Annotated in this window: 13 protein-coding genes; all 13 read left to right on the top strand. The window is 49.4% G+C overall.

The window, feature by feature from the left end; all coding sequences use genetic code 11:
- Positions 1-759: an ABC transporter ATP-binding protein gene (locus SATMO3_RS23465; protein ID WP_371372208.1), complete on the top strand. Its 759-nt coding sequence runs from the start codon at positions 1-3 to the stop codon at positions 757-759.
- Positions 756-2,027, top strand: coding sequence for an MlaD family protein (locus tag SATMO3_RS23460; RefSeq protein ID WP_371372206.1), 1,272 nt, complete (start codon positions 756-758; stop codon positions 2,025-2,027). The genes SATMO3_RS23465 and SATMO3_RS23460 overlap by 4 nt, the downstream gene beginning before the upstream one ends.
- A 114-nt stretch (positions 2,028-2,141) precedes the next feature.
- A complete protein-coding gene (locus SATMO3_RS23455) occupies positions 2,142-3,491 on the top strand; it encodes a TolC family protein (protein ID WP_371372204.1) in 1,350 nt (449 codons plus the stop codon).
- A 146-nt stretch (positions 3,492-3,637) separates the two neighbouring features.
- Positions 3,638-7,963, top strand: coding sequence for a translocation/assembly module TamB domain-containing protein (locus SATMO3_RS23450; protein WP_371372202.1), 4,326 nt, complete (start codon positions 3,638-3,640; stop codon positions 7,961-7,963).
- Positions 7,964-7,985: 22 nt separating this feature from the next.
- The gene (locus SATMO3_RS23445) at positions 7,986-8,624 is read left to right on the top strand and encodes a sigma-70 family RNA polymerase sigma factor (protein WP_371372200.1); all 639 of its coding nucleotides are present in this window, start codon (positions 7,986-7,988) and stop codon (positions 8,622-8,624) included.
- 327 nt (positions 8,625-8,951) lie between these two features.
- Complete coding sequence (locus SATMO3_RS23440; protein WP_371372198.1) at positions 8,952-9,542, top strand: hypothetical protein; 591 nt, start codon at positions 8,952-8,954, stop codon at positions 9,540-9,542.
- Positions 9,543-9,564: 22 nt separating this feature from the next.
- A complete protein-coding gene (locus tag SATMO3_RS23435; RefSeq protein WP_371372196.1) occupies positions 9,565-11,283 on the top strand; it encodes an outer membrane protein assembly factor in 1,719 nt (572 codons plus the stop codon).
- Between the two features lie 91 nt (positions 11,284-11,374).
- Positions 11,375-12,634 (top strand): hypothetical protein, encoded by a 1,260-nt coding sequence (locus SATMO3_RS23430; protein ID WP_371372194.1) that lies wholly within the window; start codon positions 11,375-11,377, stop codon positions 12,632-12,634.
- 85 nt (positions 12,635-12,719) lie between these two features.
- On the top strand, positions 12,720-13,190 hold the full coding sequence (locus SATMO3_RS23425; protein WP_371372192.1) for an OmpH family outer membrane protein: 471 nt from the start codon (positions 12,720-12,722) through the stop codon (positions 13,188-13,190).
- Between the two features lie 80 nt (positions 13,191-13,270).
- Positions 13,271-14,218 (top strand): molecular chaperone Skp, encoded by a 948-nt coding sequence (locus SATMO3_RS23420; protein ID WP_371372190.1) that lies wholly within the window; start codon positions 13,271-13,273, stop codon positions 14,216-14,218.
- Positions 14,219-14,297: 79 nt separating this feature from the next.
- Positions 14,298-14,720 (top strand): OmpH family outer membrane protein, encoded by a 423-nt coding sequence (locus SATMO3_RS23415; RefSeq protein ID WP_371372189.1) that lies wholly within the window; start codon positions 14,298-14,300, stop codon positions 14,718-14,720.
- Positions 14,721-14,736: 16 nt separating this feature from the next.
- Complete coding sequence (lpxD, locus tag SATMO3_RS23410; protein ID WP_371372187.1) at positions 14,737-15,756, top strand: UDP-3-O-(3-hydroxymyristoyl)glucosamine N-acyltransferase; 1,020 nt, start codon at positions 14,737-14,739, stop codon at positions 15,754-15,756.
- A gap of 226 nt (positions 15,757-15,982) precedes the next feature.
- Positions 15,983-16,615 (top strand): YjbH domain-containing protein, encoded by a 633-nt coding sequence (locus SATMO3_RS23405; protein WP_371372185.1) that lies wholly within the window; start codon positions 15,983-15,985, stop codon positions 16,613-16,615.

Raw genomic sequence — 16,615 nt, 5'->3', positions numbered from 1 at the left:
ATGATTAAACTTGTTAATGTCAATATGAATTTCCGCGGCAAACAAACGCTTAAGGATATTAATCTAACAATAGAACCGGGCGAAATCATGGTCATCATCGGCCCCAGCGGATCCGGCAAAAGTACGCTTTTGCGATTAATCATCGGCTTATTAAAACCAACCTCTGGTGAAGTTTGGGTCAACGGCCGGGAAATTACCGGTATAGCAGAGGATGAGTTGAATAAAATCCGGTTAGAAATGGGAATGGTGTTTCAGTACTCCGCTTTGTTTGATTCTATGTCTGTAGGCGAAAACGTTGCTTTTGGCCTTAGACAGCACACCAGCATGGCCGAAGAGGAAATTGCCCGTACCGTCAGGCGCAAGCTGCGGATGGTAGGCCTCAGGGGGCAGGAGAATACGATGCCCAACGAACTGTCCGGCGGCATGAAAAAGCGGGTCAGCCTGGCCCGGGCCATTGCGATAAATCCGCATATTGTCCTGTATGATGAGCCTACAGCCGGCTTAGATCCTATTATGTCCAATACTATTGACAGGCTCATTGTCAGCACGAGGAGAATGATAGACTCTACTTCGGTAGTGGTCACCCACGACATGCACAGTGCCTTTGCTATTGCTGACAGAATCGCCATGATTTATGACGGCAGTATCATTGAAACAGGCACACCAGCCATGATTAAACAATCGGAGAATCCGATTGTGGCTAAGTTTATCCGGGGAGCGGCCACACTGCCGCCAAGTAAAGGGAGGTCCAATACATGAATACTGAGGCCAAGGTCGGAGCCGTTTCCATTGCCGGCCTCATCTTATTGGCTGGCATGATTGTTTACCTGAGTGGCATCAGCTTTGGTGAGAAAGGGTATCCGGTTCAGGCCGTTTTTGGCCAGGTGAGTGGTCTGAGGCCGGGGAATCTGGTGCGGTATGCCGGCGTGGAAGTGGGCAAGGTCACCAATGTCCGGGTAATTCCTGAGGGGGTGGCGGCCGAGATACTGCTGTTTTCCGGTGTCAAGATACCGTCAGATTCGGCGTTTTCCATTGGCGCCGACGGACTTTTGGGCGAAAAGTTCATCAGCATCACGCCGCCGCGGGAGGTAACCGGTTTTCTGGTTCCGCACGACACAGTATATGGCGAGAATCCGCAAGGCATGGATGAACTGATGGTTTCGGCCAATCAGGTTTTAGCTGAAATTAAAATTCTGGTCCGGGCGCTTAATGACGTGATTGCCGATGACAAGGTCAAGGCAGCGCTAAAAGAGACGGCTTTTAACACCCGGGATATGACTGCCAATCTTAACCGCCTGACAGCAACCCTGGCGACGCTGGCTGAAACGAATCAAGGCGATGTGACGGCAATGGTCGGCAATTTGAAAGCCATGTCGGTCAGCTTGCAACATACGGCCGCCAGGGTGGATACGATGGTTGATGATGTGGATAACAACGGACAGACCGCTAAAGATTTCCGGGAAGCTATTGCCGCCCTGCGGCAAACCAGCGTGCGAGTGGAGAAAATGGCGGCTTCGCTTGAAGGGGTGGTTACTGATCCCGAGACAGCGAAAAACCTTAAAGAAACGCTTAAGAATGCCCGCGACGCCACCAGTAAAGCGAATAAGATGCTCACTAAGGTGAGTGACATTAAAACAGAAGCCGGCATTGAAGCCCTGTATAATCCTGATCAACGCAGATATCAGAACAGTGCAGACATTACAGTGACAACATCGCCGCAGGACTTTGCCGTCATCGGGGTTCATGATATTGGCGAAGACAGCAAACTGAACCTGCAGTTAGGTAAAAGCGGACCGGCGTTCAACCAGCGTTTTGGCATTATTGACGGCAAGGCCGGGGTTGGCGTGGATGCCAAAATCGGTCAGCAGATGCGGATGTCGCTGGACGTATATGATCCCAATGATGTCCGGGTCAAGCTCAGAACCCAATTCCAGGTGGCTCCGGAAACTTTTTTGGTGGGGCAGGCGGATCAGATTAACAGCCGGGATGACAAAACAACCTATGTTGGCATCCGCAGGGAGTTTTAAGCATTTTCTAACGCTTTTAACGTTGACACTGCCACAGGTTGGACATATAATAATAAATAACTGACTGAGTAGTCAAACTCTACTACGTGATAACGTCAAGGAGGTCCTATTTCCATGACAAAATTTACATTAGCCGGTCACCTGGCCAGGCGGGCAGCGGCGTTCATTGCCGGCGGCATGCTTGTGGCGGTTGCGCTCCCAGGTTTTGCCGCGCCGGTTGAGCTCACACTGGACGAAGCAATTACTATGGCCTTAAAAAGCAATCCTGCCATAAAAATGTCGGAAGCCGATCTGGAAAAAGCCGAATGGGATATTAAAGCTGCCAAGGCCGGTAAAGCGCCGTCGGTAACGCTTTCGCACGATTTCAGCCGTTACAAGACGGCTTCAGGTACGACTACAGCTTACGACTTCTCTATGAATACTTGGCGTCCAGTGGCTCATTCCGCATATCTTACTACAAAATATGCAAACAGTGCTACATTGACTCTGCCATTATACACAGGTGGAAAACTTGAAGGCACTATTGAAAAGGCTAAGATTGGCCGTAAAGCTGCGGATTACGGACTGGAGGAAAGCCGGCAGCAGGTTAAACTTAATGCTACCACTGGTTATTACAACATTCTACAAACACGCAATCTCGTTAAGCTGAGTGAGGAATCACTGAGCCAGTTGGAAGCGCATTTGAAAAATGTGGCAGCCCAGTATAATGCCGGTACAGTGGCTAAATCGGACGTATTGCGGTCAGAAGTTGAAAAAGCCAGTGCCGAACAAAGTCTGATCAAGGCCAACAATTCTTATGAACTGGCTGTGTCTAGTTTTAACAATGTGATTGGCCTGCCGCTGGAGACGGAAATTGCTGTCAAAGAAGACTTGAAATATGAGGCCTATGGGCAAAGTCTGGAAGATTGCATTAAGACGGCTCTGTCCAACCGTCCTGATTTAGCACAGGCCAATGCTGCCGTTGAGAGCGCTAAGGCTGATATTAAGGTGGCAAAAAGCGGAAATAAGCTGTCGGTGGCAGCCACAGCCGCGGAAAACTGGTATGATAGTGAGTTTCCTGGTACCGACAAGAATACCTGGACTGTGGGCGTTAGTGCCAGTTATAACCTGTTTGATGCCGGCCTGACCCGGTCCCAGGTGAAAGGTGCTGAGTCGAGCCTCGACAAAGTCAGTGAGCAACTGCGGCAGGCTAAAGATGCCGCCCAACTGGAAGTTCGTCAGGCATATCTTAACATGAAGGAAGCCGAAAAACGGATTGATACCAGCAAGGTGGCTGTAGTCAAAGCCGAAGAGGATTTTAAAATAGCCCAGGTCCGCTATAGCGCCGGTGTCGGCACCAACCTTGACGTTATTGATTCCCAGGTAGCCTTGACTTCAGCTAAGACCGACTATGTCCAGGCTCTTTATGATTACAATTCAAGCCGCGCCAAATTAGATAAAGCTATGGGGCTGGCAGTAGAATAACCGGATGCGTATACAGCTGGGGTTGCTTTGCATTAAGCAGGGCAACCTTTTTCTGTTTAGCGCAATTGCCAGGAATATCATAGAGGAACATAGGCCGGCGGCGTCGAACTAAAATACAAACTAATAGGGCCAAGGGGAGGCGCGTTATGCGGACCAAAGCCATTATTTTAACTATTATAGTGTTCGTGGCAGGCGCGTCTGTATTCGGTTGGTGGTCTGTATACGGACAGACGGTATTTGCCAGGATCGAAAGTACATTGGCCACTGAAATGACCACAGCGCTGGGGACCAGGGTTGATATCGGCCAGGTACAGATGGCTGGTATAACGACAGCTGCTGTCAACGATATAACAATATTTGACAAGCAGGGCCGGGAAATGGCCGTTGTTGAGAAAGCCATAATTGAGTACAGCCTGCTTAGCCTGGTGCGAGGCCAGGCTGCTCTTAGCACTGTGCGGAAGGTCACACTTGCCCGCCCCCGACTGCTGTTGGTAGAGGAAACAGACAATACCTGGAACACTGAGTTTCTTAAACAGGAGACTAAAGACGGCAGTCCGAAGTTTAGCGGTGAAGTCGCTATTGAAGAAGGCGCAGCAGAGATCCGGTCAGCACATGGTAACTGGGATTTCAGTCAGGTTAACGGCCGGCTTGACATCAGCGAAAATCAGGCAATTGTTCTGAATTTAGCAGCAAACCATAATGACTCTCCCTGGCAGCTCCAGGGAACCATTGGCAGTGGAACCAATAATCTGGCGTTAACTATCAAGGCCGATGCGCTTCAGCCCACCGCTTATCAAGGGTTGTTACCCGCCGGCAGTGAGGTTGAATTTACCGCCGGCAAACTGACAAAACTTACCGTTACGCTGGTAAAAGACACTGCCGGCTTACGCTATGCCGGTGAATTTGCCTTACAGGATCTGGCGGCTAAGGTGTCAGAAATGCCTGTCACCGGGGCAAATGGCCAGGTTAGTTTTACCAACAACACTATTTATATATTAGGCGCTAACGCCTTGATCGCCGATCAGCCGGTAACCGCAAGCGGAAAAATCGCTATAGCGGGTGATCTGCCGGTTTTGGATCTTCATATGACTTCGACCGGTTTTGACCCCTCTGTTTTAAACCATAATCTACCCTTTACCGGCAAGGTTGCCTTTTCTGCAGATATTACCGGCATCTCGAACAATCCGATGGTGGCGGCTGAACTTAAAGTAGCCGATGGCAATGTCGCCGGCTACCCGGTGCAGACCGCCAGCGCCAAAGTCAAATTTGCCGATAAGCTGGTACATATTGAGCAGTTAACGGCACATATGGCTGAAGGGCAGGTGCGCGGTCAAGGGGACTATTCTGTTGAAACGCAACAGGTGCAAATTCAACTGGCTGCCACTGATATTCAACTTGCCGCCTTTGCCGGCTTGCCGGTAAGCGCCAGCGGCAGAGGCGATATTAGTCTGACGCTGAGCGGGTATGCCAATGACTGGAATTCTCTGCAGGGTTCGGTAGCCATTACCCTGAAAGACGGCCAGGTAGAAGGAATGCCTTATAGCCAGACGACCGGATTTATTGAGAAAAGCGGCAGCATCCTGAAGATCAGGCATTTTGACATGGTGTTGCCATCGGGTTTGATTATGGCTGCAGGGGAAATACAGGACGACAAGCTGGCCCTAAGAATTGGCGGACAAGGTGTAGAGCTGGCGGAATTTCCTTTTGCTACGCTGAGCGGGTATAGTTTGGCAGGCAATACCAGGTTCCGGGGACAGGTTTCCGGCACAACGGCACAACCTCAGCTCAACATGAACTTTACCAGCGATAATTTTTCCATCAACCAGGAAATCCTGGGGCAAGCCGAAGGTACTATTACCGCTTCGCCTGACAGGGTTTCACTGGAAAAAGTGACCATTGTAAATGGAGCTGCCAGCCATGAACTGGCAGGCAATATACTTCTGGCCGGCAGTAAGCCGGAACTGAATATAACGCTGACAACGCATGCCGCCCGGGCGGAAACCTTTGCCAGGATGCTTTTGCCGGAGCTAAAGCTGACGGGAAATCTGGAACATCAAGTGACGGTAAGCGGTCCGCTGGATGACCTGAACATCCGTGGGACTGTAAGTTTAGCGGAAGGCAGTTTGGCCGGCTATCTTATCGCCCGGGCCGAAGGTACTTACAGTCGGCAGAATGGCATGATAACGGTAGAGAACCTTACCGCTCAGTCGCTGGAAACCACAGTTAAGCTGTCCGGGACGGTTGCTCCGGACCATAGCCTGAACTTTGCCGTAAATGCCGTGAATATCGATGCCTCCAGGCTAAAGGCCGATTATCCTTATCCGGTAGGCGGCATGTTTAATCTGAATGGCCGGATAACAGGCAGTATAGCAAGTCCTAAGGCTACTGGCCTTGTCACCTCGAACGGTATCCTGATTAATGGCCAGGAACTGAAAAATATTTCCGCCAATCTCAGTTACCAGGATGGCCAGGGTGAGATTGCGGCCTTGCGTTTTGCACAGGGAGACGGAACTTTCGAGTTTACCGGCGGGTTTAATATCAACACCCACGATGTTGACGGTAATCTACAGGTTGCCGGCGGTGAACTGGCAGGCTTACTGGCTATCGCCAATGTACCGGACCGGGGGATTCACGGCAAGCTAAACGGTGAGATTGTATTACATGGCAATATAAATAATCCTACAATTTTTTTGCGTGGAGCCATTGCCAACGGAAAAATAAAGAATTATCCGCTGGATAACGTTGACGTAGATGTAGCGCTTGCTAATAAAGTTATTACCATAAATAAATTTATGGCCAAACAGGGCATAGACGGTGTGCTGGTTGCCCAGGGACAGGCGGATTTAAATGGTAAAATAGCACTTGAAGTGGGCGGCCGTTCCATTGATACAGGCATCCTGGCGGCGCTGTTCGATACGTCTGTGGAAACAAAAGGTCAATTCAGCTTTAATGCACAGGCCACCGGGCTGACAGCCGACCCCAATGTAGCGGTATCCTTGGAAGTCGCCAAAGGCAGTATTGCCAATACCGAGTTTGACAATCTGTATGGACTGCTCGTCTTCAATAAGGGCAGTATTCATGTTAATCAGCTGTTTGTGGCGCGTGGTCCTTATAAAGCCAGCGCCTACGGCATTGTACCGCTCCGGGCCTTAAACAGCCAGGGACGAAGCAAGGCCGATATCACCGACACAATGGACTTGAAGCTGCGGCTTGATAATGCCGATTTGAGTATTCTGCCGCTCTTAAGCAAAGAAGTGGCGTGGGCTGCCGGTCCGACTACCGGGGAAATCGATATAGGAGGGACTCTGGCTCAGCCCGTCCTTGACGGCAAGGTCACCGTAACCGATGGTACCATTAAACTTAAGGCTTTGAACGATCCGATTCAAAATGTAGGGGTTGATATTCAATTTAAAGGTGATAAAATAGATGTGAACACGTTTAACGGCAAAATGGGGAGCGGTTCTTATTCGCTTACCGGTTCGGCCAGAGTAAACGGTTTAGCTTTCGACGACTATAATCTCACCCTAACGCTGAATCGTTTGGGGATCAAACACAAATATTATACCGGTCCTATCGACGGTATAGTGACACTAAAGAGTCAAAGCGGCAATCCCAAGTTGTTTGGCCGGCTGACTGTCGACGATGCCACCATCAATATCCCGGCTGTCCCGGAAGGTAATGCCCTTGCTTTTGATGCCGATTTGGATGTTGAATTGGTTATTGGTGACAAAGTTCGCTTCTACAATCCCTATCTTTACGATTTCCGGGCCGACGGCACGGTTAAAATTTCCGGAACCCTGCAAAGACCGGATGCCCAGGGCCGTATTGAAGCGCGGCGCGGCACCGTTAAATACCTGACCAACCGCTTTACGATTGTGAGCGGCAGTGCCGAATTTCCGCAGTACCGCTCTATAGTACCGGTCATTAAGCTGCAGGCGCAGGCAAAACTTTCGCGTACTACAATCAATTTGGCCGTTAACGGACCGGCAACGGCTATGGAGCTCGATCTGACCTCGACGCCAGCTATGAGCCAGCAGGAAATAATATCTTTGTTGACGCTGCGCGGCAGCTATTTTACGAAAAATGATTCTTCCGGAACAAACCGTGACAGCAGTTTTGGCCGGGATGAGTTGGTCAGCTTGCTGGATGCAGGGCTGCAGATGCGGTTTGTTGCCGAAGTAGAAAGCGTTCTGCAAGACGCATTGGGAGTTGATGAGCTGCAACTGGTGCGGTCATCTTTATTTGATAACAGCCGCAGCAGTTCCAAAGATAATGATCAATTCCAGGGATATAATATTCAGATTGGAAAATATCTAACTGATAAATTCTTAATTAGTTATAGCATGGGTCTTGACCAACATGAAAACAGCTTTGGTTTCCGGTATGATCTGACTAAAAATATTGGATTAGGCGGTTCTATTGGCGGCGCATCCAAACGGCAGCTTACTGTTGAGACCCGGTTTGCTTTCTGATTAACGTAAAGGGATTGATAAAATGGTACTCAGTCAATATCTGGCTGAACTGAAAAACATTCGTACACTGGCGCAAGATGAGGAAATAGCGCTGTGGCAGGGTTTTAAGGAGGGCGGTGACCTCGGTTGCCGCCGCCAGCTTATTGAAAGCTACCAGCCGCTTGTTTTTAAAACCGCTATGCGCTGGCGGCTGTCTGAGCCGGCTATGCTGGATATCCTTCAGGAAGGGACAGTCGGACTTATTGAAGCTGTTGAAAACTATGACCACACCCGAGGTGTGGCTTTTAGCCTATTTGCCGTTCACCGCATCCGGGGACGGATCATCAATCATCTGTCAAGCCAGGAAGACAGCCTGCTGTGCATTGACAGCCCGCTTGCCGGACACCGAACCCAGGCTACCATCGCAGATTTGCTTGTTGATGCGAAGCTGGAAGTGGCTGCCCAAGCTGAGCAGAATTTTCTTGTTGAGCAGCTCAAGACAGCCATGGACCGCCTGCCTGCCAAGGAACAGCAGGTATTAAACGGCGTTTATCTCAATGATTGTGAACCTAAGGATCTGGCGGCAAGCATGGAATTAAGCGTGTCTCATATTTATCGTTTACAAAAGCAGGGAATCCGCCGGCTGAGGGGAATGCTGTCCAAACTGATGGGCAACTGGTAGGGAAACCGGCGATAAACGCCCATCTGCTTTGTTGCTCCTGCGAGCGTTCGTTCAGCGTACAAACCACGTACGCCTTCACTCACGTTCTCGTCGCGCCTCGCATCTGGACATTTCTCGCCGGTTTCCGGGGATTAAGGTACGTGTTTTAGCAAACACGCCGCGGTAGGATAATGAGTGAAAAACTGCGTAAACAGGTCAAAATAAGTTGAAATATGTAGTATCGACGGGCTAATCGCGCTATTTGCCCGTTTTTGCATGTTTGTTCATGACCAGAATCTGGCCTCTTCACAGGACTATAATAAGTGTTTATAATAGGGGGTGGTGATTGTGGCGAAATGTAAACAAAATATCAACAAGCACCTTAACTCGGCCCAGCAATGGCTTTCCGAAGCCGAGCAGGCTTTTGACAAGGATAGCGATATTCGCGGTGAGCTCAATCTATTTTTGGCTCAGGCCGAAATCACACGCGCTCAAGAGACCCAGCGTCCCCAGTATTGGCGGCAGCGTTACCCCGTTCTCCGGCATGGCCTGGCCATTAGCCTGGCAGTTATCATTGCCGCCGGCGGGATGACTGCCAGCTATTTATGGGGCATTAGCCGCCACAGCACCTTGAGACCACTTACCATTGAACAACCGGTTCCGGTTGCTGCTAACAATTCCAGTCAGACAGGTACCATTTCCGGGTCAACAATACCAACAGCGGAACATTCTTCGCCGGCAGCGACGCCTGAGGCAAATGCTTCTCAGACTGTCGCCGGGCAAGAACAGGCTATTGCCTCTCAGCAAGTGTCATCACCGGCGGCAGCATCCGCCAAAAGAGCTCCTGCTGAGGCCCGGCAGTCTGCCGAATTACCGTTGAAGCCTGATGAGATTGACAAGCTTATCCGTCTAGCCGGAAAATCTTTACGTGGGCAATAACAAATAAATAAGGAGGTAATGCATGAAGACCATTAAGCAGTGTAAGTTTCTTATTGCAGCAGCAATTGTGTTAAGCATGGCTGTTAGCATTGTCTTGCCGGCTTACGCCGCGGACATTGAAGGCAAGACCGCTACAGCTGTAACAGTCACCGGACTTAATCAGGTTGCCGAGAGTACTGTTATGGGTGTGGTAAAAATACGTCCGGGCGATGCCTTGACAGCTGACAAAGTAAAACAAGACATGCAGGCTATCTATGATTTAGGCTACTTTTTTGACGTAGTCGCCAACTTTACCGAAGTGCCTGAAGGTGTCAAAGTAGTATATACGGTTATGGAGAATCCAAAATTAACCGATATTGTGGTCAAAGGCAACAATAAAGTGCCGGTAGATAAGATTAAAGAATATGTAACTACAGGCAAAGAAGGGATTTTAAATACCAGAACGCTGAATGCCAATGTTCGCTCTATTGAGGATTACTATCATGACCAAGGCTATATTTTAGCCAAGGTGAGTGATGTGGCTATGTCACCGGCCGGAGTGCTGACACTCACTATTAACGAAGGCGTGCTGGAAGGTATTGTTGTCAAAGGCAACGAAAAAACCAAGTCCAATGTTATTACCCGGGAGATGAAAGTTAAACCGGGTGAGGCTTTCAATGTTAAGGACGCCCGTCGCAGTATGCAAAAAGTGTACAACCTGGGTCTCTTTGAAGACGTTAACATGAAGCTTAACCCTGGTAAAGAACCGAACGCCGTTGTCCTGGAAGCCAATGTTGTTGAACAAAAGACCGGTATGTTCTCCATCGGCGGCGGTTATAGCAAGGCCGATGGCATGGTCGGTATTATTGAGGTAGGCGATAACAACTTCAGGGGTACTGGCGACAAAGTTAAGCTGCACTGGGAGTTTGGCGGCGCCAGCGACAGAAACTATGAAGTGAGTTATACAAAGCCTTGGCTGGACAGTAAACAAACTTCACTGAGTTTTAGTGTTTACAACATGACCAATGAATACAGCGACTATAATACCGATGGCAGCCTGAACACCACCTATGACAGAAACAGGAAGGGCTTTGAAGTTACTCTGGGACGTCCGGACGGGGAGTACGCACAAAACTACATTACTCTGAAGAACCGTAAGGACACCTGGGTGGAATGGCAGGATGAAGGCACTGACTACACTAATGATGCAACATACCAGAAAGAAAATTTCGGTTTGACCCGCAGTGTCACATTGACGCGTGTATTTGATTCACGCGACAATGTATACGATCCCAGCGAAGGAACCAGATTGTCGGTGGCAGCTGAGTTCGCCGGCCTGGGCGGTGATTTTGACTTCAATAAATATACTGTTGAGGGCCGTAAGTATTATAAAGTCGGCCACAGCCAGGTAATTGCCGCACGTCTCACCGCCGGTTACGCCACAGGCACCATGCCGGCAAGCGGGAAATTTAATGTGGGCGGCTCCGATACTCTGCGCGGGTATAAGGATGACCAGTTTGAAGGCGATAAGATGCTGGCCGCTTCGGCCGAGTACCGTTTCCCGGTAGCCGGCAAAGTGCAGGGTGTAGTATTTACCGATGTTGCCAATGCCTGGGAAGGGGAAGGGTATAAGCTTAATGACCTCAACTACAGTGTTGGTGTCGGTTTACGCCTGACCACTCCGATCGGTCCTGTTCGTATCGACTACGGTCAGGGCAAAGACGGCGGCCGCGCGCACTTTAGCTTCGGCGGCCAGTTCTAAACAGCTTACTTGACGAGTCAGGCCAACGGCCTGACTCGTTTACTAAAGGGAGGTACACGTCATTATTAGTAATAAACGGCGTTACACTCTGTTGTTATGTGTAATCACCCTGCTGCTGGCCATATGGCCGGTAACCGGCTACACTGCCGGGGAAACCGTGGATAAGGTAAGGGTGTCAATTACAGCTGATGAGCAGCCGCCGGAGAGAGTGGCCAAACGCATGACAGCCAGTATCTCGACTGTGGGTGACCAGATGCTGACAGGGCGAACAGTGGACGATGTTGCGACCAATAGGGCCAATTATGAGAAACTCGTCCGGGAGATATTTGACCGGGTTCTGGTCGGTTATAGCGTAGAGCAGGTACGCATTACACCTGGCGCAACAACTGGCATAGCCGTGACTGTGGCTCCCTGGGGCGATATTATCCATGATGTTTCGCTGGATATTGACACAAGTAGCCTGAATTCGGAACTGATGAATTTAATTAGACAGGACATGGGGAAGATCGAAGAGCAGGTCGCCAACGTATTAATTGGTCTGCCTGTGGATTCCGTAGCCTGGGCAGGTGGTGTTTCCAAGACTGTCATCCGGGAGCTCCTGGAGGATCAACTGCCGGAATTTCGGAGTAATCTGGAAATAACGCCAGGGTCGCATACCAATATCAAACTTACCCTGATTCCCGCAGGGCCGGTTATTGATAATGTTCACCTTGCCCTGCGCTCGCGTACCATCCCCAATATTCTGTTAATGGAAGCCAGTCCGGCGCTACGGGAAAAGGCCGGTATGCTGCGCGGCCTGCCGGTGGCTTTCGTGGAACGGCACAAAGATTATTTTACCAGCCAATTACTGGCGGTGGCTGCCAGGCATCCGTCAGTCGAGAAGTATGGTTTAGTGCTTACTCCGGCCATTAGTCCCGGCGTGGACACACAGATAACACTAAACGCGGAAACCACCAAATACCGGGTTAGTTTAGAAGGAAATCTGGATATGGGCCGCCAGGATGATAATACTTCCGGTAAGCTGCATATTGGCAAGCTGACAGGCAGCAGGGATGAGGCGTTCTTTGAACTCAAATTTTTACCGGATAATTTGTCCTGGAAATTTGAGCCCGGGTGGGGTCATAAATTCATGGCCAATACCATGGGAGGAATACGCTATAGCGTTTCCGACCGGGGTAGTATTCTTTGGCTCAATCATTATGTCGGCGATAACTGGATGTTGCGTTATGAGTATGTGCCTAAAACAGACTACAATGAGTTTGGTGTACGGTACAAGCTGCACGACTTCCTGAGCGCCGAGTATGTGATTACAGATAAAGAAAACTGGCTTCGGCTGGTGGCTAATCTGTAAGACTTGCTGAACGGGTTGCCGCCTGTTATAATTGGTAGATGGAGGAGAAATTTTATTTGCCTGTGGGCGAGAAAGAAGGGGACAAATGTTTAAAGACAAGAAATTCGCAAAATTTGTTGCTGTAGCTGTAGTTGCGGTATTTTTACTGGGAGTATTCGGCCTTGCGGTGTCGCAAAGCGGCACTGGCTACGCCGCTGCTGCCGGCGCTTCATCCAATGTTGGCAAGGTAAACAGGGCTGTTTTGCTTCAACAGCATCCCGATTTAGCCAAAGCGGATGAAACTTTAAAAGCCGAATTTGAGCAAGCCAAAAAAGATTATGAGGCGAAAGCGCCTACTTTAGGGGAAAAAGAACGTCAGGATTACTATAATCAAACCATGCAGCGCCTTGAACTGAAACGCCAGGAACTGTTTGCGCCAATTCAGGATAAAGTGGATGCAGCCATTAAGGCGGTAGCTGACTCGAAAGGGATTGCTGTAGTGTTTGATGTTAATAACGTTGTTTATGGTGGTCAGGATATCACTGACGATGTTATGAAAAAAATTACCGGTAAATAAAGTAATAGTTCCGGTGCATTAAAGAGCCGAGCCGGTTTAGTCTGCGCTCGGCTCAAACCTTAACTAGAGAGGGTGATTTGGTGTTAACTCTTAAATCAACACCAATTAGGTTTCTGGTTACCTTAATGCTTGGCGCCGTCCTCTTAACAGGCTGCAGCCGTTCCCCGTCGGAAACCAAGCCACCCTTGGCATCGCAGGCCGGTGTTATTGACATGGATAAAGCCGCCCAATACCATCCGAAGTACCAGGAGTGGCAAAAATTAAAACAACAGGCTGCCGCTTTACAAGAACAAATAACTGTGGCAGCAGGTAAGACAAACGCAAAAGCGCCTGACCAGGCAATGAATATGGCGGGAAACATGGCAGAGGGCCTTAAAGCCGCCGGTGAGCAGGCCTTTAAAGTTAAAATGGCGGCTAAGCAGCAGGAATTGCAGGCACGCCTGAATGAGAAAGCCAATCAGGTGCATAAGGAGCTTTCTGCACAGCTTAAGACCTATTCCGAACAATTGGACAAAGAATATCAGCCGCAAATATTTAATTTGCAGCTTAAGCTGCAGACTGTCCGCATGGATGAAAAAGAGGCGGCAGAAGTGAAAAAATCCATGGATGAACTCAAAGCAGAACAGGCCGGAAAACTGGCCGCTAAAGAGAAAGAACTTGCAGGTAGCCTGGAAAAGGCTCTATTGCCGGAACAAACTGCCATGGAGCAGGAATTGGCGGCTTATGCCCAGCAACTCAACGCTGAGCTTGAAAGCAGGATTGCCGCCGAATCAACTGCCTTATCGGCAAAACTGACCCAATCCGCCGTTCAGGACCCGGCGCAGCCGGTGGCCGGCGGCCTTGAGCAACAACTGGGCATGAAGCAGCAGGAAATCAAAGTTTTAGAAGAATATATTTGGAATGATATCCGTGACAAGGCTGGCAAAGTGGCTGCCGAACGCGGCTTGGAAATCGTACTGACAGGACACACAGTTAATATTAGTGCTGTTGACATTACCGATGCGGTGATTGCCGCGTTTAAGAAATAATTTGCCTGCGCATACTATAAGCAGCGCAGGTGCACGCAAGAGAACAGTAATTAATGGTTAATGGATTGGAGGATTCGTAATGAACAAACAAATAAGAGTGGCCTTGGTAGTAATATTCGTTTTTGTCGCCGGTCTGACTATGGCTGGCTGTAGCAGCAATCAGGGAGCTATTGGCGTTCTTGATGTAAACAAGGTTATGTCCGATAGTCCCAAGGTTAAACAATTTCAGGATCAACTAAATGCCAAAGGCAAGGAATTGAGCGACCAACTGGAAAAAGACAAAGCCAGCCTTAGCGCTGAAGAATTCCAGAAACGCCAGGAAACTGCTTACGGTGAATTTCTGAAGGTTAAGCAGGACCTGGAAGGCCAGATTGACAGCAATATCAAGCAGGCCATCGAGCAGGTAAGCAAAGAGAAAAAAATGAATGTGGTTCTGTATAAAAACAGCGTGGCGCAGGGCGGTACCGACATAACTGATGATGTAATTAATAAAATGCAATAATCAGGGGGCCGTTTCTGTGAAAATGATGTTAGTTGAGATAGCCTCCCTGATTAACGGGGAAATCGCCGCAGGTGATACAATTGAGATAACCGGCATTACGAATATCGATGATGCCGGTCCGGGTGACATAACCTTCGCTGTTCCACCCCATCTGGAAAAAGCTGCTAGATGCAAGGCTGCCGCAGTAATTATTCCTGATACCGCTGAAGAATTCTCCAAACCGGCTATCCGGGTCACTAATCCCCGGATGGCCTTTACCACGTTACTGAACCTTTTTACGCCTAAGCCCAATGTTAAATCAGGTATACACCCCAGCGCCGTGGTAAACGCAAGCGCCAGGCTGGGAACCAACGTGGCGGTTATGGCTCAGGCAGTAATCGACGATAACGCCGTAATCGGCGATAACACAATTATCTATCCGCATACTTACATTGGCCGTGATGTCGCCATTGGCAGCGATTCCCTCATCTATCCTAACGTGACTATACGGGAAAACTGCCAACTGGGCAAGCGGGTCATCATTCAAAGCGGCGCTGTAATCGGCAGTGACGGGTTCGGCTTCGTCACTGTGGGAGGGAAACATCAAAAGGTGCCTCAGGTTGGCAATGTAATTATCGAAGATGATGTTGAGATTGGCGCCAATACCTGTATTGACCGGGCCACAACCGGCAGTACTCTCGTAAAACGGGGTACAAAAATCGATAATTTCGTGCATTTGGCACACAATGTAGTGGTTGGTGAGGATTGCTTCTTCGTAGCACAGACCGGTATTGCCGGCAGTGCTAAAATCGGCAATAATGTAACATTCGCCGGACAGTCCGGCAGCGCCGGTCATATTACAATTGGAGACAATTGTGTTTTTGCCGCCAGGTCGGCGCCGATCAATGATGTTCCGGCAAAATCCTTTTATGCCGGTTTTCCGGCTCGCCCGCACAGGGAGTGGCTGCGTTCAGAAGCGGCCATGAGCAAGTTGCCTGATCTGGTTAAAAAGATCCGTGAGCTGGAAAAGCGACTGGCTGAAGTGGAAAGACAATAACTTCCTTACGAGGTACTGACAATACCTCGTTTTTTTCTTACTGGAGAAAGGATAAATTGCGTTTGGTATAAGAGTAACAACGGCTTTATACTTTCGCTAAAGCCCGGAGCATACCGTTTTTCCTGAGACCAGAATTTGGCGCAGCTGATTGGCAGGAATTTTGACGCTGAATGAGGAATTTATATTAATTTGTAACCCATATATAAACTAGATTGAGGATAAGAACATGAGAAAAACTATTCTTGCTGCTGCAGTTATGCTTATGACGGCAGTACCTGTATATGCCGCTCCTTCCATTAACGGATCTACCGGCCTCATTAATACCCCCTCGGCAGATGTATTGCGGGAAGGTGAATTTTCCCTGGGCTATCACCACTTGAAAGATGGTGGTGCCGGCAGTTTTAACCTTAGCCTGGGAAATAATCTCGAAATTGGTCTTGCCGGTTTCCGTTATGACAGTGACAGCAACAAAGACAACCAAACACTTTTAAATGCCAAATTTTCCCTTGCGCCGGAGACAGTTCTAACCCCGGGGCTGGCTATTGGTGTGGAAGATATTGGCGGCAAGGACAAACGGACCTTCTACGCGGCCGCGAGCAAGGCGTTGCCTTTCGGCTTCCGGCTGCATGCCGGTGTGGGGGATGGCCGCTATGACGGCGTATTTGCCGCTATTGAAAAGACAATTAATCCGGTCAGCGTTCTGACCGGCAACAATGTTTTCCCGTCTACTACCCTGATTGCTGAATGGGACGGCGACCGTATGAACTACGGGGCCCGTATGTCCATTGTTCCGGGATTAAAATTGGATGCCGGCTGGCGCCATAGCGAAACGTATTTTGGCTTAAGCTACACATACTAG

It is taken from the genome of Sporomusa aerivorans (assembly GCF_041428895.1).
GTDB classification, from domain to species: domain Bacteria; phylum Bacillota; class Negativicutes; order Sporomusales; family Sporomusaceae; genus Sporomusa; species Sporomusa aerivorans.
The sequence above is the reverse complement of the archived record's forward strand: the minus strand, read 5'-3'. Positions and strand labels throughout refer to the sequence as shown.